At 69.0% G+C, this 18,394-nt stretch carries 18 protein-coding genes and 1 pseudogene; 16 read left to right on the top strand and 3 right to left on the bottom strand.

Annotated features, from left to right (window positions below):
- The first annotated feature begins 46 nt into the window (after positions 1-46).
- From prmC to ACWD3C_RS40555, 15 genes are all read left to right on the top strand, one after another.
- Positions 47-886 carry a peptide chain release factor N(5)-glutamine methyltransferase gene (prmC, locus tag ACWD3C_RS40625; protein WP_451152407.1) on the top strand — a complete coding sequence of 280 codons (840 nt, stop codon included), beginning with the start codon at positions 47-49 and terminating at the stop codon, positions 884-886.
- A 50-nt stretch (positions 887-936) separates the two neighbouring features.
- A complete protein-coding gene (locus tag ACWD3C_RS40620; RefSeq protein WP_451152405.1) occupies positions 937-1,584 on the top strand; it encodes an L-threonylcarbamoyladenylate synthase in 648 nt (215 codons plus the stop codon).
- The gene (locus ACWD3C_RS40615) at positions 1,581-2,258 is read left to right on the top strand and encodes an arsenate reductase/protein-tyrosine-phosphatase family protein (RefSeq protein ID WP_451152403.1); all 678 of its coding nucleotides are present in this window, start codon (positions 1,581-1,583) and stop codon (positions 2,256-2,258) included. Before ACWD3C_RS40620 ends, ACWD3C_RS40615 begins: the two co-directional genes overlap by 4 nt.
- Before the next feature lie 234 nt (positions 2,259-2,492).
- Positions 2,493-3,740, top strand: coding sequence for a serine hydroxymethyltransferase (locus ACWD3C_RS40610; protein WP_451152401.1), 1,248 nt, complete (start codon positions 2,493-2,495; stop codon positions 3,738-3,740).
- Positions 3,741-3,869: 129 nt separating this feature from the next.
- A complete protein-coding gene (locus ACWD3C_RS40605; protein WP_451152399.1) occupies positions 3,870-5,219 on the top strand; it encodes an MraY family glycosyltransferase in 1,350 nt (449 codons plus the stop codon).
- A 316-nt stretch (positions 5,220-5,535) separates the two neighbouring features.
- Positions 5,536-5,973: a hypothetical protein gene (locus ACWD3C_RS40600; RefSeq protein WP_451152397.1), complete on the top strand. Its 438-nt coding sequence runs from the start codon at positions 5,536-5,538 to the stop codon at positions 5,971-5,973.
- A 273-nt stretch (positions 5,974-6,246) separates the two neighbouring features.
- Positions 6,247-7,017, top strand: a complete 771-nt coding sequence (gene atpB / locus ACWD3C_RS40595; RefSeq protein WP_451152441.1) for a F0F1 ATP synthase subunit A — start codon at positions 6,247-6,249, stop codon at positions 7,015-7,017.
- A gap of 77 nt (positions 7,018-7,094) precedes the next feature.
- Positions 7,095-7,328: an ATP synthase F0 subunit C gene (gene atpE / locus ACWD3C_RS40590; RefSeq protein ID WP_143636214.1), complete on the top strand. Its 234-nt coding sequence runs from the start codon at positions 7,095-7,097 to the stop codon at positions 7,326-7,328.
- 40 nt (positions 7,329-7,368) lie between these two features.
- Positions 7,369-7,926, top strand: coding sequence for a F0F1 ATP synthase subunit B (locus ACWD3C_RS40585; RefSeq protein ID WP_451152395.1), 558 nt, complete (start codon positions 7,369-7,371; stop codon positions 7,924-7,926).
- Positions 7,923-8,744 carry a F0F1 ATP synthase subunit delta gene (locus tag ACWD3C_RS40580; RefSeq protein WP_451152393.1) on the top strand — a complete coding sequence of 274 codons (822 nt, stop codon included), beginning with the start codon at positions 7,923-7,925 and terminating at the stop codon, positions 8,742-8,744. The genes ACWD3C_RS40585 and ACWD3C_RS40580 overlap by 4 nt, the downstream gene beginning before the upstream one ends.
- 126 nt (positions 8,745-8,870) lie before the next feature.
- Positions 8,871-10,460: a F0F1 ATP synthase subunit alpha gene (gene atpA, locus ACWD3C_RS40575; protein WP_451152391.1), complete on the top strand. Its 1,590-nt coding sequence runs from the start codon at positions 8,871-8,873 to the stop codon at positions 10,458-10,460.
- A gap of 21 nt (positions 10,461-10,481) precedes the next feature.
- Positions 10,482-11,396 (top strand): F0F1 ATP synthase subunit gamma, encoded by a 915-nt coding sequence (locus tag ACWD3C_RS40570; protein ID WP_451152389.1) that lies wholly within the window; start codon positions 10,482-10,484, stop codon positions 11,394-11,396.
- Complete coding sequence (gene atpD, locus ACWD3C_RS40565; protein WP_451152387.1) at positions 11,396-12,832, top strand: F0F1 ATP synthase subunit beta; 1,437 nt, start codon at positions 11,396-11,398, stop codon at positions 12,830-12,832. The genes ACWD3C_RS40570 and atpD overlap by 1 nt, the downstream gene beginning before the upstream one ends.
- A 111-nt stretch (positions 12,833-12,943) precedes the next feature.
- Entirely contained in the window at positions 12,944-13,318 is a 375-nt protein-coding gene (locus ACWD3C_RS40560; protein WP_451152385.1) for a F0F1 ATP synthase subunit epsilon, read from the top strand.
- A gap of 162 nt (positions 13,319-13,480) precedes the next feature.
- On the top strand, positions 13,481-13,933 hold the full coding sequence (locus tag ACWD3C_RS40555; RefSeq protein ID WP_451152383.1) for a DUF2550 domain-containing protein: 453 nt from the start codon (positions 13,481-13,483) through the stop codon (positions 13,931-13,933).
- Positions 13,934-14,023: 90 nt separating this feature from the next.
- Here ACWD3C_RS40555 and ACWD3C_RS40550 read toward each other — a convergent pair whose 3' ends face one another.
- From ACWD3C_RS40550 to ACWD3C_RS40540, 3 genes are all read right to left on the bottom strand, one after another.
- Positions 14,024-15,850: a glycosyl hydrolase family 18 protein gene (locus ACWD3C_RS40550; RefSeq protein ID WP_451152381.1), complete on the bottom strand. Its 1,827-nt coding sequence runs from the start codon at positions 15,848-15,850 to the stop codon at positions 14,024-14,026.
- Between the two features lie 230 nt (positions 15,851-16,080).
- Positions 16,081-16,722, bottom strand: coding sequence for a response regulator (locus ACWD3C_RS40545; protein WP_451152379.1), 642 nt, complete (start codon positions 16,720-16,722; stop codon positions 16,081-16,083).
- On the bottom strand, positions 16,719-17,903 hold the full coding sequence (locus tag ACWD3C_RS40540; protein WP_451152377.1) for a sensor histidine kinase: 1,185 nt from the start codon (positions 17,901-17,903) through the stop codon (positions 16,719-16,721). Before ACWD3C_RS40540 ends, ACWD3C_RS40545 begins: the two co-directional genes overlap by 4 nt.
- Before the next feature lie 152 nt (positions 17,904-18,055).
- Here ACWD3C_RS40540 and ACWD3C_RS40535 point away from each other — a divergent pair.
- Positions 18,056-18,303: pseudogene (locus ACWD3C_RS40535) on the top strand (hypothetical protein); the annotation flags it as partial.
- Positions 18,304-18,394 lie beyond the last annotated feature (91 nt).

The following is an 18,394-nucleotide window of genomic DNA, read 5'->3' as shown; positions in this document are numbered from 1 at the left end:
CAGCGTGCAGCAAAAATTTGGGGAGCGCCCCCCAAACCCCCGCAGCGTGCTGCTCGCGGAAGTGGCCCAGGCCACCCAGCGCCTGGCCGACGCCGGCGTGCCCTCGCCGCGCAATGACGCGGAGGAACTCGCCGCGTTCGTGCACGGGGTCAAGCGGGGCCAGCTGCACTCGGTCAAGGACGCCGACTTCGACGCCCGGTACTGGGAGACCGTCGCCCGCCGCGAGGCCCGCGAACCGCTCCAGCACATCACCGGACGGGCATACTTCCGCTACCTCGAACTACAGGTCGGGCCAGGGGTGTTCGTGCCGCGCCCGGAGACCGAGTCGGTGGTCGGCTGGGCCATAGACGCCGTACGGGCCATGGATGTCGTCGAGCCGCTCATCGTCGACCTGTGCACCGGCTCGGGCGCCATCGCGCTCGCCCTCGCCCAGGAGGTGCCGCGCTCCCGCGTGCACGCCGTGGAACTGTCCGAGGACGCGCTGAAGTGGACCCGCAAGAACATGGCGGGCTCCAGGGTCGACCTGCGCCAGGGCAACGCCCTCGACGCCTTTCCCGACCTCGACGGCCAGGTCGACCTGGTCATCTCCAACCCGCCGTACATCCCGCTCACGGAGTGGGAGTACGTGGCACCGGAGGCACGCGACTACGATCCCGAACTCGCCCTGTTCTCGGGGGAGGACGGTCTGGAACTGATCCGTGGTCTCGAACGCACCGCGCACCGGCTGCTGCGCCCCGGCGGCGTCGTCGTCGTCGAGCACGCCGACACGCAGGGCGGCCAGGTGCCGTGGATCTTCACCGAGGAGCTGGGCTGGGCGGACGCGGCCGACCACCCCGACCTCAACAACCGCCCGCGGTTCGCGACCGCCCGCAAGGCGCTGCCGTGAGCCGCTACCCGACTTCAAACCAGCAGTACGTGTACGAGGAGGCTCGCTAAATGGCACGGCGATACGACACCAATGACGCGACCGACCGCGCGACCGGTCTGCGCGAGGCCGCGTCCGCCGTCCGCCGTGGCGAGCTCGTGGTGCTGCCGACGGACACCGTGTACGGCATCGGCGCCGACGCGTTCTCCTCGGAGGCCGTGACCGACCTGCTGGAGGCCAAGGGCCGGGGCCGTGGCATGCCCACCCCCGTCCTCATCGGCTCCCCGAACACCCTGCACGGCCTGGTCACCGACTTCTCCGAGATGGCCTGGGAACTCGTCGACGCCTTCTGGCCGGGCGCGCTCACCCTCGTCGCCAAGCACCAGCCGTCGTTGCAGTGGGACCTGGGGGACACCCGGGGCACGGTCGCGGTGCGCATGCCGCTGCACCCGGTCGCCATCGAGCTGTTGACCGAGGTCGGCCCCATGGCCGTGTCGTCCGCGAACCTGACCGGGCACCCGGCGCCGGAGGACTGCGACGCCGCGCAGGAGATGCTCGGCGACTCCGTCTCCGTCTACCTCGACGGCGGCCCGACCCCGGGCAACGTGCCGTCGTCCATCGTGGACGTCACGGGCAGGGTGCCGGTGCTGCTGCGGGCCGGGGCGCTGTCGGCGGAGGAGCTCCGCAAGGTGGTACCCGACCTCGAGGTGGCGAATTGACAGCCCCTGACACGGGGCGTGGCATAGGCAACGGGGACGAGACGGGAAACCTGGTACCAACGGGTCTTCACCGGCACACCTTCCGCATCCTCCACGTCAGCACCGGCAACGTGTGCCGCTCGCCCATCACCGAGCGGCTGACCCGCCATGCCCTGGCGGACCGGCTCGGAGACCCCCTCTGGGGCGGCCTGGTCGTCGAGAGCGCGGGCACCTGGGGGCACGAGGGGGCGCCCATGGAGGCCAACGCGGAGGCGGTCCTCGCGGACTTCGGCGCGGACGCCTCCGGCTTCGTGGGCCGTGAGCTGCTGGACGAGCACGTCATCCGGGCCGACCTGGTGCTGACGGCCACGCGCGACCACCGGGCGCAGGTCATCTCCATGGGGCACTCGGCGGGGCTGCGGACGTTCACCCTGAAGGAGTTCACGCGGCTGGTGAAGGCCATAGACACGGCCACGCTGCCCCCGCTGGAGGACGGCATGGTGGACCGTGCGCAGGCGCTGGTCCGTGCCGCCGCCGCTCTACGCGGGTGGCTGCTGGCGCCGACGGCCGAGGCGGACGAGGTGTACGACCCGTACGGGGCGCCGCTGACGTTCTTCCGGTCCATCGGCGAGGAGATCCAGCAGGCACTGGATCCGGTGGTGACCGCGCTGACGGGTGTGCCGGCCCGCACCTGACCTGGCCGCGGGACGACCTCCGACGGACGGAGTCCGGCGCAGCGGCACGAAGCTTGAGAGGCCCGCCAGGGCCGAGCAGTGCGAGCGGCGCGTCGAGGATTGGGCTCCAGCAGGCACTGGACCCTGTGGTGACGGCACTGACGGGCGTACCCGCACGGACGTAACACCGGGCGCCTCACAGGCCACGGTCCTACATTGGTCGTAGCGCACCCCCGCCGACGCCCGGAGCCCACCATGTCGGTCACACCGGTCACACCCACGCTCGAAGCGGACGCCCTGCGTCGGCAGGACCCCGAGCTCGCCGAGATTCTGCTGGGGGAGCTGGCGCGGCAGTCGACGTCGTTGCAGCTCATCGCGGCCGAGAACTTCACGTCGCCCGCCGTGCTCGCCGCGCTCGGGTCGCCTCTCGCCAACAAGTACGCGGAGGGCTACCCGGGGGCCCGGCACCACGGAGGCTGCGAGATCGTCGACGTCGCCGAGCGGATCGCCGTCGAGCGGGCGAAGGCGCTGTTCGGTGCCGAGCACGCCAATGTGCAGTCGCACTCGGGGTCTTCGGCCGTACTCGCCGCGTACGCCGCCCTCCTGCGGCCCGGCGACACCGTACTCGCGCTGGGGCTGCCGCACGGCGGTCACCTCACGCACGGGTCACCCGCCAACTTCTCCGGGCGCTGGTTCGACTTCGTCGGGTACGGGGTCGAGGCCGAGTCGGGGCTCATCGACTACGACCAGGTACGCGCCCTCGCCCGTGCCCACCGGCCCAAGGCCATCGTGTGCGGGTCCATCTCCTATCCACGCCACGTCGACTACCCCTTCTTCCGGCAGGTGGCCGACGAAGTGGGCGCCTATCTCATCGCCGACGCCGCCCACCCGATCGGGCTCGTCGCCGGGGGAGCGGCGCCCTCTCCGGTGCCGTACGCCGATGTCGTGTGCGCGACCACCCACAAGGTGCTGCGCGGCCCGCGCGGCGGGATGATCCTTTGCGGAAGTGATCTTGCCGAGCGCGTCGATCGCGCCGTATTCCCGTTCACGCAGGGCGGCGCGCAGATGCACACGATCGCGGCCAAGGCCGTCGCGTTCGGGGAGGCGGCAACACCGGCGTTCACGGCGTACGCCCATCAGGTGGTCGCCAACGCACGGGTCCTGGCGGACGGGCTGGCCGCCGAAGGGCTCGCCGTCACCACCGGCGGGACGGATACGCATCTCATCGCCGCCGATCCGGCACCGCTCGGCGTCGACGGGCGGACCGCGCGCGGGCGCCTCGCCGCCGCCGGGATGGTGCTGGACTGCTGCGCGTTGCCGCACGGAGAGGCCCGTGGCCTGCGGCTCGGTACGGCGGCGCTGACCACGCAGGGGATGGGGGAGGCCGAGATGGCGCGGATCGCGGTGCTGCTCGCGGAGGTGCTGCGGGAGGCGGTGGACGCCAAGATGGCCCGTGAAGAAGTGCGGGAGCTGGCCGGAAGATTTCCGCCGTATCCGGACTGAGTCGGGGTACCCGCGCCACCGCACACAGCCACACGTGCAACCATCGTCGCTACCCGGAAGTCCCCAACCATATGCGTCCCTCGCTAGGGTGTGGGGCTGAGATGGCCAGCGAGACCTGTGGGGAAGCCTGTGCGTGAATACCTGCTGACGCTCTGTGTCACGGCCGCGGTGACGTACCTGCTGACAGGGCCGGTGCGGAAGTTCGCGATCGTGGCCGGGGCCATGCCGGCGATCCGCGCGCGCGACGTCCACCGGGAACCCACCCCACGGCTCGGCGGCATCGCGATGTTCTTCGGGCTGTGCGCCGGGCTGCTGGTCGCCGACCATCTGACCAACCTCAGCGAGGTCTTCTCCGAGTCGAACGAACCACGGGCGCTGCTCTCCGGGGCGGCGCTGATCTGGCTCATCGGCGTCCTGGACGACAAGTTCGAGATCGACGCCCTGATCAAGCTCGGCGGCCAGATGATCGCCGCGGGCGTGATGGTCATGCAGGGTCTCACGATCCTGTGGCTGCCCATCCCGGGCGTCGGCAACGTGGCGCTGACCCAGTGGCAGGGCACCCTGCTGACGGTCGCCCTGGTCGTCATCACCATCAACGCGGTGAACTTCGTGGACGGCCTCGACGGCCTCGCCGCCGGCATGGTGTGCATCGCGGCCGCCGCGTTCTTCATGTACGCGTACCGCATCTGGTACTCGTACGGCATCGAGGCCGCCGCCCCGGCCACCCTCTTCGCCGCGATCCTCATGGGCATGTGCCTGGGCTTCCTGCCGCACAACATGCATCCCGCGCGGATCTTCATGGGCGACTCGGGCTCGATGCTCATCGGCCTGGTGCTGGCCGCCGGTGCGATCTCCGTCACGGGGCAGGTCGACCCCGACGCGATGCGGCTCTTCTTCGAGGGCAGCGAGCGGGCGACGGTGCACCAGATGGTGCCGGTCTACATCCCGCTGCTGATGCCGCTGACCATCATCGCGATCCCGGCCGCCGACCTGATCCTCGCCATCGTCCGGCGCACCTGGCGCGGCCAGTCGCCGTTCGCCGCCGACCGCGGGCATCTGCACCACCGGCTGCTGGAGATCGGGCACTCACACAGCCGGGCCGTGCTCATCATGTACTTCTGGTCGGCGCTCATCGCCTTCGGGGCCCTGGCGTACTCCGTGAACTCGGCGTCCATGTGGATCGTCCTCGGCGTCGTCGCGCTCAGCACGGTCGGCCTGGTGCTGCTTCTGCTGCCCCGGTTCACGCCGCGTGCCCCGCGCTGGGCGGAGGCGTTCGTGCCGCCGCGCTACCGCCGCCGTCGCAGGGCCGCCGTGGCCGCCACCGCGGCCCAGGAGCCGGTGCCGGCGGCCACGGACGCCCCGGCCGTCGAGGAGGAGCGCACGCCGGTCGCGGCGGGCGTCGCGGGAGTCAACGGTGCGACCGCCGTCGGGGCCCGTTCGCGTCTCCTGGACGGGAGCGAGGCCGGAACGCCCCGCTGACGGCGAGGTAAGAATCTGACTAACGCTTGACCGGCCGTATGCCATCCGACGAACCGTCAAAGCGCACCAATACCAGACAAGTCGGCGCGGATTCTGCACAGACGCGCAGGTTCACACTCATGTGTGACACCGAGCACACCCGATAGGTAAAGACCTCATCAAATAGTTTGTGATACGGTTCACGAGAACCCGGACAGGGCCGAAGGACCGTAATGCGACGGTCCATTGGTGCGAGGTCTTCGCTCGCTCCGCCCGGGTCTACGCTCGTCCATGACGACACCCTGCCCCCCTCTTTTTACAAAGCGGAGTTGCCGCCATGCCGTCCAATGACGTCCGGATGCTCCTTCAGGCAGCCGTGCCCACGGCCGCCGTCGGTGCGATCGCTGCCGTCGCCAGCGGTGTGGTCGCGGGTGGCAAGGGAGCGGTCGGCGCGGTGGTCGCAGCGGTGCTCACGATCGTCTTCATGGGCATCGGGCTCTACGTCCTGCAGCGCACCGCCAAATCGCTTCCGCACCTGTTCCAGATCATGGGATTGATGCTCTACGCAGCACAGATCCTGCTGCTGTTCATCTTCCTGAGTGTGTTCAAAGACACCACCCTGTTCCACCCCAAGGCCCTTGCGATCACGCTCATCGCCACCACCCTCGCGTGGATCGCCGCCCAGACGCGTGCACACATGAAGGCCAAGATCCTCTACGTCGAACCCGACCCCTCGACGGGTGGCACCCCCGGCAAATCGGGGCACTCGTCGTGAGGGGTAGGGCCGGGATAAGGGCCTGTGCGAACTCCTGCTATCGTCCGGTGCCAACTGCGGCATCGCGGGCGCGGGCATCTGAGCTGACGCCTGCTCAATCGCGAGGCTCAATGCCCCCCAGCCGCCCCCACATCCGAAACACCAGTCCAGTGCCGACCCGCGGCTGCGCGCCGCGCCGACACAACGAGGTTGCCGTCCCTATGCGTCACGCCGAAGGAGCCCGCGGTGAGTGCTGATCAGACCCAGCTCGCCTTCGACTGGAATTGCCGCATCCTGGCCGACAACGGCTGCGGCTTCCCGGCTCCGGGCCTGCACTCGTTCCTCTTCAAGCCGATCGCCCACGTCGGCGGGTTCGAGTTCAACAAGGTGATGCTGCTCGCGCTCATCACCACCCTGCTGGTCATCAGCTTCTTCTGGGCCGCCTTCGGCAAAGCCAAGGTCGTCCCGGGCAAGCTGCAGATGGTCGGCGAGGCCGGATACGACTTCGTACGCCGCGGCATCGTCTACGAGACCCTGGGCCGCAAGGAGGGCGAGAAGTACGTCCCCCTGATGGTCTCGCTGTTCTTCTTCATCTGGATCATGAACATCTGGTCCGTGATCCCGCTCGCCCAGTTCCCGGTCTCGTCGATCATCGCTTTCCCGGCGGTCCTCGCGGCCATCGTCTGGGTGCTCTGGGTCAGCCTGACGTTCAAGCGCCACGGATTCGTCGGCTTCTTCAAGAACGTCACCGGCTACGACAAGTCACTCGGTGCCGTGCTGCCGCTCGTCATGGTCATCGAGTTCTTCTCGAACCTCTTCGTCCGGCCGTTCACGCACGCGGTGCGACTCTTCGCCAACATGTTCGCCGGCCACCTGATGCTGGTCATGTTCACGGTCGCCTCCTGGTACCTGCTGAACGGCTGGATGATCCCGGCCGCCGGTGTCTCCTTCGTCATGACCGTGGTCATGATCCTCTTCGAGCTCTTCGTGCAGGCGGTCCAGGCGTACGTCTTCGTGCTCCTCGCCTGCTCGTACATTCAGGGCGCTCTCGCCGAGCACCACTGAGCCGCGCCGCCCCACAAGCCCCCAGAACGTCCGGTGGCCAACCCCCGCCGGTCCATGAAAGAGAAGGAAGAATCAGCATGGCTGCCCTTGAGACCCTCGCCGCTGTCGAAGGCAACATCGGTTCCATCGGCTACGGCCTTGCCGCCATCGGCCCCGGCGTCGGCGTCGGCATCATCTTCGGCAACGGTACCCAGGCTCTTGCCCGCCAGCCCGAGGCCGCCGGCCTGATCCGTGCCAACCAGATCCTCGGCTTCGCCTTCTGTGAGGCGCTCGCCCTCATCGGCATCGTCATGCCGTTCGTCTACAACTGACGGACTGTGACGAGCAAACCTTTCAACGAAAGGCACTGATGTGATCGCCAACCTGGTGCAGCTGGCGGCCGAGGAGGAGCAGAACCCGCTCGTCCCGCCCGGCCCCGAGCTGCTCGTCGGCACCATCGCCTTCGCCATCGTGTTCTTCTTCTTCTGGAAGAAGCTCCTCCCGAACATCAACAAGGTTCTGGAAGAGCGCCGGGCGGCGATCGAAGGCGGTATCGAAGAGGCCGACGCCATGAAGGTCGAGGCCCAGAGCGTGCTGGAGCAGTACAAGGCCCAGCTCGAAGAGGCCCGGCACGAGGCCGCGCGGCTGCGCCAGGAGGCGCAGGAGCAGGGTGCCGCGCTCATCGCCGAGATGCGTGCGGAAGGCCAGCGGCAGCGTGAGGAGATCATCGCCGCCGGTCACACCCAGATCGCGGCCGACCGCAAGGCGGCCTCGTCCGCGCTGCGGCAGGACGTCGGCAAGCTCGCCACCGACCTGGCCGGCAAGCTCGTCGGTGAGTCCCTGGAGGACCACGCCCGGCAGAGCCGCGTCATCGACCGGTTCCTCGACGAACTCGACGACAAGGCGACGAAGGCCGAGGCGACTCGATGACAGCACACGGAGCGAGCCGTGAGGCAACCGCAGCCGCCCGTGAGCGTCTCGACGCGCTGACGGACTCCACCTCCGTGGACGCGGGCCGGCTCGCCGACGAGCTGGCCGCCGTCACCGCGCTGCTCGACCGCGAGGTGTCGCTGCGCCGGGTCCTCACCGACCCGGCGCAGACCTCGGAGGCCAAGGCCGAGCTGGCCGGGCGCATCTTCGGCAGCCAGATCAGCGGCGAGACCGCCGATCTGGTGGCCGGCATGGTGCGCTCCCGCTGGACGCAGTCGCGCCACCTGGTGGACGCGCTGGAGGAGCTGGCCAACACGGCCGACCTCACCGCCGCGCAGCAGGCGGGCACGCTCGACGACGTCGAGGACGAGCTGTTCCGGTTCGGCCGGATCGTCTCTTCGAACACCGGGCTGCGCTCCGCCCTGACCGACCGTGCGGCGGGCAGCGCCGCCAAGGGCGAGCTGCTGAGCAGCCTGCTCGGCGGCCGCGCCAAGGCCACCACCGAGCGTCTGGTGACGCGTCTTGTGACCGCGCCGCGGGGACGTAGCCTGGAGACGGGACTCGAGTCCCTGTCCAAGCTCGCCGCCGATCGCCGGAACCGCATGGTCGCCGTCGTCACTTCGGCGGTCCCGCTGAGCGACACACAGAAGCAGCGCCTCGGCGCCGCGCTGGCCAAGCTCTACGGCCGCCAGATGCACCTCAACCTCGACGTGGACCCCGAGGTCCTGGGCGGGATGCGGGTGCAGGTCGGTGACGAGGTCATCAACGGCTCCCTCGCGGACCGGCTGGAAGACGTCGGCCGCCGCATGGCGAGCTAGAGCAGCAACTCCATACGTAGTACTACGGCCCTGGTTGGGCCGTTGCAGAGGATGCAAAGTTTCTGGGGGGAGCCCCCAGATCCCCCAAAGAAACTTCGGGCCCAACAAGGAGAGCAGGGAACCCAGATGGCGGAGCTCACGATCCGGCCGGAGGAGATCCGGGACGCGCTGGAGAACTTCGTCCAGTCGTACAAGCCGGACGCGGCCTCGCGCGAGGAGGTCGGTACGGTCACCCTTGCCGGCGACGGCATCGCGAAGGTCGAGGGCCTGCCCTCGGCCATGGCCAACGAACTGCTGAAGTTCGAGGACGGCACCCTCGGCCTCGCGCTCAACCTGGAAGAGCGCGAGATCGGCGCCATCGTCCTCGGTGAGTTCAGCGGCATCGAGGAGGGCCAGCCGGTCACCCGCACCGGCGAGGTCCTGTCGGTCGCCGTGGGCGAGGGCTACCTCGGCCGCGTCGTCGACCCGCTCGGCAACGCGATCGACGGACTCGGCGAGATCGAGACGTCCGGTCGCCGCGCCCTTGAGCTGCAGGCCCCCACGGTCATGCAGCGCAAGTCGGTGCACGAGCCGATGGAGACCGGCTACAAGGCCGTCGACGCGATGACCCCGATCGGCCGCGGTCAGCGCCAGCTGATCATCGGTGACCGCCAGACCGGCAAGACCGCCCTGGCCGTCGACACGATCATCAACCAGCGCGACAACTGGCGCTCGGGCGACCCGAAGAAGCAGGTCCGCTGCGTCTACGTCGCCATTGGTCAGAAGGGCTCGACCATCGCCTCCGTGCGTGGTGCCCTCGAAGAGGCCGGCGCCCTGGAGTACACGACCATCGTCGCCGCCCCGGCGTCCGACCCGGCCGGCTTCAAGTACCTCGCGCCGTACACCGGTTCGGCGATCGGCCAGCAGTGGATGTACGAGGGCAAGCACGTCCTCATCATCTTCGACGACCTCTCGAAGCAGGCCGACGCCTACCGCGCCGTGTCCCTGCTGCTCCGTCGTCCGCCGGGCCGTGAGGCCTACCCGGGTGACGTCTTCTACCTGCACTCGCGTCTGCTGGAGCGCTGCGCCAAGCTCTCCGACGACATGGGCGCCGGCTCGATGACCGGCCTGCCGATCGTCGAGACGAAGGCCAACGACGTCTCGGCGTTCATCCCGACCAACGTCATCTCCATCACCGACGGCCAGTGCTTCCTGGAGTCGGACCTGTTCAACGCCGGTCAGCGCCCCGCGCTGAACGTCGGTATCTCGGTCTCCCGTGTCGGTGGCTCCGCCCAGCACAGGGCGATCCGCCAGGTCTCCGGCCGGCTGCGCGTGGACCTCGCCCAGTACCGTGAGCTGGAGGCGTTCGCCGCCTTCGGTTCCGACCTGGACGCCGCGTCGAAGGCCTCCCTTGAGCGGGGTCAGCGCATGGTCGAGCTGCTCAAGCAGCCGCAGTACCAGCCGATGGCCACCGAGGACCAGGTCATCTCCGTCTGGGCCGGTACCACGGGCAAGATGGACGAGGTGCCGGTCGCCGACATCCGTCGCTTCGAGAAGGAGCTGCTGGAGTACCTGCACCGCAAGGAGCAGGGCCTGCTGACCTCCATCAAGGAGGGCGGCAAGATGTCGGACGACACCCTGCAGGCCATCGCCGACGCCATCGCCGACTTCAAGAAGCAGTTCGAGACCTCGGACGGCAAGCTTCTCGGCGAGGAAACCCCGGCCACCGCCAAGTGACGTAAGGAAGGGACCTGACTCATGGGAGCCCAGCTCCGGGTCTACAAGCGTCGCATCCGATCCGTCACCGCGACCAAGAAGATCACCAAGGCGATGGAGATGATCGCCGCCTCGCGCGTCGTCAAGGCGCAGCGCAAGGTGACGGCCTCCACGCCGTACGCGACCGAGCTCACCCGCGCGGTCACGGCGGTGGGCACTGGCTCGAACACCAAGCACCCGCTGACCACGCAGGCCGAAACGGTCACCCGGTCCGCGGTGCTGCTGCTGACCAGCGACCGCGGTCTGGCCGGTGCCTTCAACTCCAACGCCATCAAGGCGGCGGAGCAGCTGACCGAGCGCCTGGAGCGCGAGGGCAAGGAGGTCGATGTGTACATCGTCGGCCGCCGCGGTGTCGCCCACTACAACTTCCGTGAGCGCAAGATCGCGGAGCAGTGGACCGGCTTCACCGACGAGCCCTCGTACGCGGACGCGAAGAAGGTCGCGGGCCCGCTCATCGAGGCCATCGAGAAGGACACGGCGGACGGCGGCGTGGACGAACTCCACATCGTCTTCACCGAGTTCGTCTCGATGATGACGCAGACGGCGGTCGACGCCCGTCTGCTGCCGCTCAGCTTGGAGGAGGTGGCGGCGGAGGCTCCCAAGGGCGAGATCCTTCCGCTGTACGACTTCGAGCCGTCGGCGGAGGACGTCCTCGACGCCCTGCTGCCGCGCTACGTCGAGAGCCGTATCTACAACGCACTGCTGCAGTCGGCCGCCTCCAAGCACGCCGCCACGCGCCGCGCGATGAAGTCGGCGACCGACAACGCGGGAGACCTGATCACCTCGCTCTCCCGACTTGCCAACGCGGCCCGCCAGGCCGAAATCACCCAGGAAATCAGCGAGATCGTCGGTGGCTCCGCAGCCCTGGCCGACGCGACCGCGGGGAGTGACAGGTAATGACGACGACAGTTGAGACGGCCGTTGCCACGGGCCGCGTCGCCCGGGTCATCGGCCCGGTCGTCGACGTGGAATTCCCCGTCGACGCCATGCCGGAGATCTACAACGCCCTTCACGTCGAGGTGGCCGACCCGGCCAACGCCGGCGAGAAGAAGACGCTGACCCTGGAGGTCGCCCAGCACCTGGGTGACGGCCTGGTCCGCACCATCTCGATGCAGCCCACCGACGGTCTGGTCCGCCAGGCCGCCGTGACCGACACGGGCAAGGGCATCAGCGTTCCGGTCGGCGACTTCACCAAGGGCAAGGTGTTCAACACCCTCGGTGAGGTGCTGAACGTCGACGAGTCCTACGACGGCGAGCGCTGGTCCATCCACCGCAAGGCCCCGGCGTTCGACCAGCTCGAGTCCAAGACCGAGATGTTCGAGACCGGCCTGAAGGTCGTCGACCTGCTCACCCCGTACGTCAAGGGCGGCAAGATCGGTCTGTTCGGTGGTGCCGGTGTCGGCAAGACCGTGCTGATCCAGGAAATGATCATGCGTGTCGCCAACCTCCACGAGGGCGTCTCCGTCTTCGCGGGCGTCGGTGAGCGCACCCGTGAGGGCAACGACCTCATCGCGGAGATGGAAGAGTCCGGCGTTCTGGACAAGACCGCCCTTGTCTTCGGTCAGATGGACGAGCCTCCGGGCACCCGTCTGCGCGTGGCCCTGGCCGGTCTGACCATGGCGGAGTACTTCCGCGATGTGCAGAAGCAGGACGTGCTGTTCTTCATCGACAACATCTTCCGCTTCACCCAGGCCGGTTCCGAGGTGTCGACCCTCCTCGGCCGTATGCCCTCCGCGGTGGGCTACCAGCCGAACCTGGCCGACGAGATGGGTCTCCTCCAGGAGCGCATCACCTCGACCCGTGGTCACTCGATCACCTCGATGCAGGCGATCTACGTCCCCGCGGACGACCTGACCGACCCGGCCCCGGCCACCACGTTCGCCCACCTCGACGCGACGACGGTGCTCTCCCGTCCGATCTCCGAGAAGGGCATCTACCCGGCCGTGGACCCGCTGGACTCCACGTCCCGCATCCTGGACCCGCGGTACATCGCGCAGGAGCACTACGACGCCGCCATGCGCGTCAAGACGATCCTGCAGAAGTACAAGGACCTCCAGGACATCATCGCGATCCTCGGTATCGACGAGCTCGGCGAGGAGGACAAGCTCGTCGTCCACCGTGCCCGTCGCGTGGAGCGCTTCCTGTCCCAGAACACGCACGCCGCCAAGCAGTTCACCGGCGTGGACGGTTCGGACGTCCCGCTGGACGAGTCGATCGCGGCCTTCAACGCGATCTGCGACGGCGAGTACGACCACTTCCCGGAGCAGGCGTTCTTCATGTGCGGTGGTCTTGAGGACCTGAAGAAGAACGCGAAGGAACTTGGCGTCTCCTGAGCCCCGCGCTCACAGGGAGGGCCGGGGCGCGTCCCGGCCCTCCTTCCACGCCCACTAGAATTGAAACCAACACCCGGCACAACCGCCGGGTGGTGACCCGAGGAGCCACCCTTGGCTGCTGAGCTGCACGTCGAGCTGGTCGCCGCGGACCGCCAGGTCTGGTCCGGTGAGGCCACCCTGGTCGTCGCGCGCACCACGTCCGGCGACATCGGCGTCATGCCCGGTCACCAGCCGCTGCTCGGTGTGCTGGAGTCGGGCCCGGTGACCATCCGTACGAGTGAAGGTGCAACGGTCGTCGCCGCTGTGCACGGCGGTTTCATCTCGTTCGCGGACAACAAGCTGTCGCTGCTGGCCGAGATCGCCGAGCTGTCGGACGAGATCGATGTCCAGCGTGCGGAGCGGGCGCTCGAGCGCGCGAAGTCGGAGGCCGACGCCTCCGCCCAGCGTCGCGCGGACGTTCGACTGCGTGCGGTGGCGGTGCGCTGACCCCTGGGGGTACCTCCCAGGCCCTTTAGGCACTGGGGGGAGCGCATGTGATGACGTGACTCAGCCGCGGCTGGGCCGGAGCAATCCGGACCCGGTCGCGGCTGAGGTGAATGCGGGTGTTTTTTCCGTTCCGTTACCTAGGAGACGAGGAGGTCGGTGTCGATGGTCCTCGCTCTGACTGTGTGCGGGTTGGTCGTGACGCTCGTATTGGTGGGGCTGTTCGTTTTCGGCCTCCGGCGCCGCCTCATCCAGCGTTCCGGTGGCACCTTCGACTGCAGCCTGCGCTGGAACTCCCCAGAGAAACCCGAGGGCGACGAGAACGGCAAGGGCTGGAGCTACGGCATCGCCCGCTACAACGGCGACCGCATCGAGTGGTTCCGCGTCTTCTCGTACGCCCACCGCCCGCGCCGCGTCCTGGAGCGCTCGGCGATCGAGGTGGCCGGCCGCCGCGATCCCGCGGGCGAGGAGGAGCTGGCGCTGCTCTCCGACGCCGTGGTCCTGGCGTGTCTGCACCGCGGGACGCGTATCGAACTGGCGATGAGCGAGGACGCGCTGACCGGTTTCCTCGCGTGGCTGGAAGCGGCTCCGCCCGGACAACGAGTGAATGTGGCGTAGCCACATTCACTCGTTGGGTGGGGGTCCCCCCGGACGAAGTCTGGGGGAGCGTCAACGTCGCGTAGATCGGTTACTTTCGCTTACTTTCGGTTACTTCAGGCCGTTGCTGATGGCGTTCACCAGCTCGCCACTGCTCGTGTCTCCGCTGAACTCCCAGAAGAAGGCGCCGCCCAGGCCCTGGTTCCTGGCCCAGGTCATCTTCCCGGCGATGGTTGCCGGAGTGTCGTACGACCACCAGTTGGTGCCGCAGTGCGCGTACGCCGTACCCGCGACGGTGCCGGTGGCCGGGCAGGACGTCTTCAGCACCTTGTAGTCCTCGATGCCCGCCTCGTACGTGCCCGGGGCCGCGCCGGTCGCCGTGCCGCCGGGGGCGGACTGGGTGACGCCGGTCCAGCCGCGGCCGTAGAAGCCGATGCCGAGCAGCAGCTTGGCGGACGGGACGCCCTTCGACCTCAGTTTGGCGATCGCGTCGGCGGAGTTGAAGCCCGAGGTCGGGATGCCGGAGTACGAGGTGAGCGGTGAGTGCGGGGCGGTCGGGCCGGTGGAGGCCCAGGCGCCGAAGTAGTCGTACGTCATCACGTTGTACCAGTCGACGTAACTCGCGGCGCCGCCGTAGTCGGCCGCGTCGATCTTGCCGCCGGAGGAACCGTCGGCGGTGATGGCCGCGGTGACCAGATAGTTGCCGCCGAACTCGGCGCGCAGGGCCTGCATCAGGTTCCTGAAGGCCGCGGCGCCGCTGGTGTCACAGGTCAGGCCGCAGGCGTTCGGGTACTCCCAGTCGATGTCGATGCCGTCGAACACGTCGGCCCAGCGCGGGTCCTCGACCACGGCCTTGCAGGACTTGGCGAAGGCGGCCGGGTTCTGCGCCGCCTGGCCGAAGCCGCCGGAGTAGGTCCAGCCGCCGAAGGAGTACAGCACCTTGATGTGCGGGTACTTGGCCTTGAGCTGGCGGAGCTGGTTGAAGTTGCCGCGCAGCGGCTGGTCCCAGGTGTCGGCGACGCCGGAGACGGACTGGTCGGCGGTGTACGCCTTGTCGGTGGCCGCGTAGGCGTCGTCCAGCACGCACTGGCCGTTCTTGACGTTGCCGAACGCGTAGTTGATGTGGGTGATCTTCGATGCGGAGCCGGACGTCACCAGGTTCTTGACGTGGTAGTTGCGGCCGTAGACGCCCCACTCGGTGAAGTAGCCGAGGTTGATCTTCGTACCGGTGGGCGGTGGGTCGATGACTCCGCCCGTCGTGCGTACGGCGACCGTGCCGCTGACCGGGCCGGTCTGGTCGGCGGTGTCGCGGGCCTGGACCGTGTACGAGTAGTCGGTGCCGGCGGTCAGGCCGGTGTCCGTGTAACTCGTGCCGGTGACGGTCGCGACCCTGGTGCCGCCGCGCAGGACGTCGTAGTTCTTGATGCCGTTGTCGTCGGTGGCCGCGCTCCAGGTCAGTTTCACCGAGGTGTTGGTGATGTCGGAGGCGGTGGGGGTGCCGGGGGCACTCGGTGCGTTGTCACCGGGGACCGTGCCGCCGCCGTCGCAACTGCCGCCGTTCAGCTTGCAGTCGGCGGGGGCGCCGGGGCCGGAGCCGTTGAAGCCGAAGGAGACGGAGGCACCGGGGGCGAGGGTGCCGTTCCAGGTCTTGTTCCTGGCGGTCCAGTGGGTGCCGGAGGACGTGACGTCCGCGTCCCAGGCCGAGGTGACGGACGTGCCGGAGGGGAAGTCCCACTCGACCGTCCACGAACCGATCGTGGTCGTACCGGTGTTCTTGACCGTCCACTTGCCCTCGAAGCCGGTGCCCCAGTCCTGGGTCTTGGCGTACGTGGCGGTGACTTCCGTTGCCGCTTGGGCGGGACTCGCGAGGCCGACCAGGCCGGCGAGGGGGAGCAGGAGGGTGGCGAACCCTGCCATTGCTCGGAGTCTGAAGCGCATTGTGCGCCTCCTCTTCTGATTTTTCGCCTCCGGGGCGCTGCAGCCGGTGTCGAGACCACGACCGTGCTCAGCCCTTCGGGCCTGAAGCGCGCTCGCGCTCTCGGCACCGTCGTGCCCTTTCGGCGGGGGGTGTCGGGGGCATGACTGAGCCTTCACGCCCACAGTGTCGCGAGAATAGAAAGGTCTGGACCATAGGTCAATGGGTCTGGACCAGTCCCCCTGGTGGCTCGCTAGATCCCCAACTCCTGTGCGAGCACGGCGGCTTGGACCCGGCTGCGCAGCGCCAGCTTCCCCAGCAACCGGCTGACGTGTGTCTTCACGGTGGCCTCGGCCATGTCGAGGCGAACGGCGATCGCGGCGTTCGACAGCCCTTCGCCGAGACACGACAGCACTTCCCGCTCGCGCCGAGTGAGGCTCTCCAGGACGGCCGGGTCGGCGTTCGGCTCCCGTACGGGCTTGGCGGCGAACTCGGCGATCAGACGCCGGGTGACGGCCGGGGCGATCAGCCCTTCGCCGCGCGCGACCGTCCGCACGGCCTCGATGAGGTCCTTGGCGTCCGTGTTCTTCAGCAGAAACCCGGAGGCGCCCGCCCGCAGCGCCCCGAAGACGTACTCGTCGAGGTCGAAGGTGGTCAGCACGAGCACGTCGGCCAGGCCCTCCGCCACGACCTGCCGGGTCGCCGCCACCCCGTCCAGGCGCGGCATCTGCACGTCCATCAGCACCAGATCCGGCCGGAGTTCACGAGCCAGCGCCACCGCCCGCTCGCCGTCGGCCGCCTCGCCGACCACCTCGATGTCGGGCGCGCTGCGCAGGATGAGGACGAGCCCGGCGCGTACGGCGGACTGGTCCTCGGCGACCAGGACGCGGATCATGCGGTGTCTCCTTCGACGAGGGGGAGGACGGCGCGTACGGCCCAGATCTTGCCGTCGGGAGAGTCCTCGGGGCCGGCCTCGAACGTGCCGTGCAGCAGGCCGGCCCGCTCCCGCATGCCGACCAGCCCGGCGCCGGAGCCGGGGGCGCGCGGGGTGTCGTGGTCGCCGTACGGGCTGGTCACGGCGACGACGAGGGAGGTGTCCTGCCGGCTGAGGCTGACGGCGACCCGGCCGGGGGCGGCGTGCTTGAGGGCGTTGGTCAGCGACTCCTGCACGATCCGGTACGCGGCCAGCGCGACCGGCGCGGGTGCGTCGGTGCGGGCGTCGTCGAGGCTGACGTCGAGGCCGTTGGTGCGGGCGCCCTCGACGAGCGTGTCGAGCCCGTCGAGGGTGGGCGCGGCCGAGGGCTCGGTGTCGCCGCTGGAGTCCCGCAGAATCCCGATGAGCCGCCGCATCTCCGCGAGCCCCTGGACGCTGTTCTGCCGGATGGTGCCGAGGGCCTGCAGGGTGGTGTCCGGGTCGTCCAGGGAGAGGGCGGCCGTGGAGTGGATGGCGATCGCGGAGAGGTGGTTGGCGACCATGTCGTGCAACTCGCGTGCCATGCGGGCGCGTTCGGCGGTGACGGCCTGGGTGCGGTCCATCTCGGCGAGCAGCGCGGTCTGCTCGGCGCGCAGCCGGGCCGCCTCGGCGGCGTCGCGATGGTTGCGGACGATCAGGCCGGTGCACGCGGGCGCGAACGCCACAATGCCGACGGCGGCCCCGATCAGCAGCGCGTCCGGCACGCGCCACACCGCGTACGGCACCACCGACCCGGCGACCGAGAGCAGCCCCGTGATCCGGGGGATGCGGCGGGCCGAGGCGGGCGGGCCGTACAGGACGGCGGCGTACATCAGGTCGGTGAACATCAGGATCGTGACGAGGCTGCCCTGCGTGACGGTGTCCAGAACCAGCGCGGCCGTGCCGGTCAGCATCACCGTGCGCGGGGCGATCCGGCGCAGCAGCTCACAGCAGGCCGTCACGGCGAGCGGCACCAGCATCGGCCCGAGCCCCGGCCAGAGCACGATCGAGCTGTCGGCGGGCCGGGGGCTCAGGCCGACACCCCACAGCGCGAGCCCGCCGAGCAGCCCGGTCACCGCGACGGCCACGTCGAAGCGGTGCGGGCGGGGGAGTCGTACGGCCATGACTCCATCCAACACGGGGGACGGGCGGCGCGCCTGACCCCTGGGGACGGTCCGCGGGTACATCGAAGGATGCAGTCGTGTTTCGTCACCGCCGACGACGAATCCGGCGGATCCCGACGGGAGCCTGGGAGGGTGACCGAAGGGAGTGAGCCGTGGTCGTCGCGTTGATCATCGCCTGCGAGGTGGGCTTCTGGGTGCTGCTGGCGCTGGGCCTGACCGTCCGTTACCTGCTGAAGTGGCGTCGGACGAGCGTGGCGTGGCCCTGCTGCTGTGCGAACCGGTGCTGGAGCTGGTCCTGTTCGTCGCGACGGCGATCGACCTGAAGAACGGTGCCGAGCCGAGCTGGGAGCACGGTCTGGCGGCGCTGTACATCGGCTACACGGTCGCGTACGGCCACTACTGATCTTTAATGCGTGAGGTAGCAAGGTCACGTTTGGGTCGGACCAATGGTCAGGCCGGTCTCGGTGAGGCAGCCGTCGACGAGGTGCGGG

It is taken from the genome of Streptomyces sp. NPDC002845 (assembly GCF_053591955.1).
The sequence above is the reverse complement of the archived record's forward strand: the minus strand, read 5'-3'. Positions and strand labels throughout refer to the sequence as shown.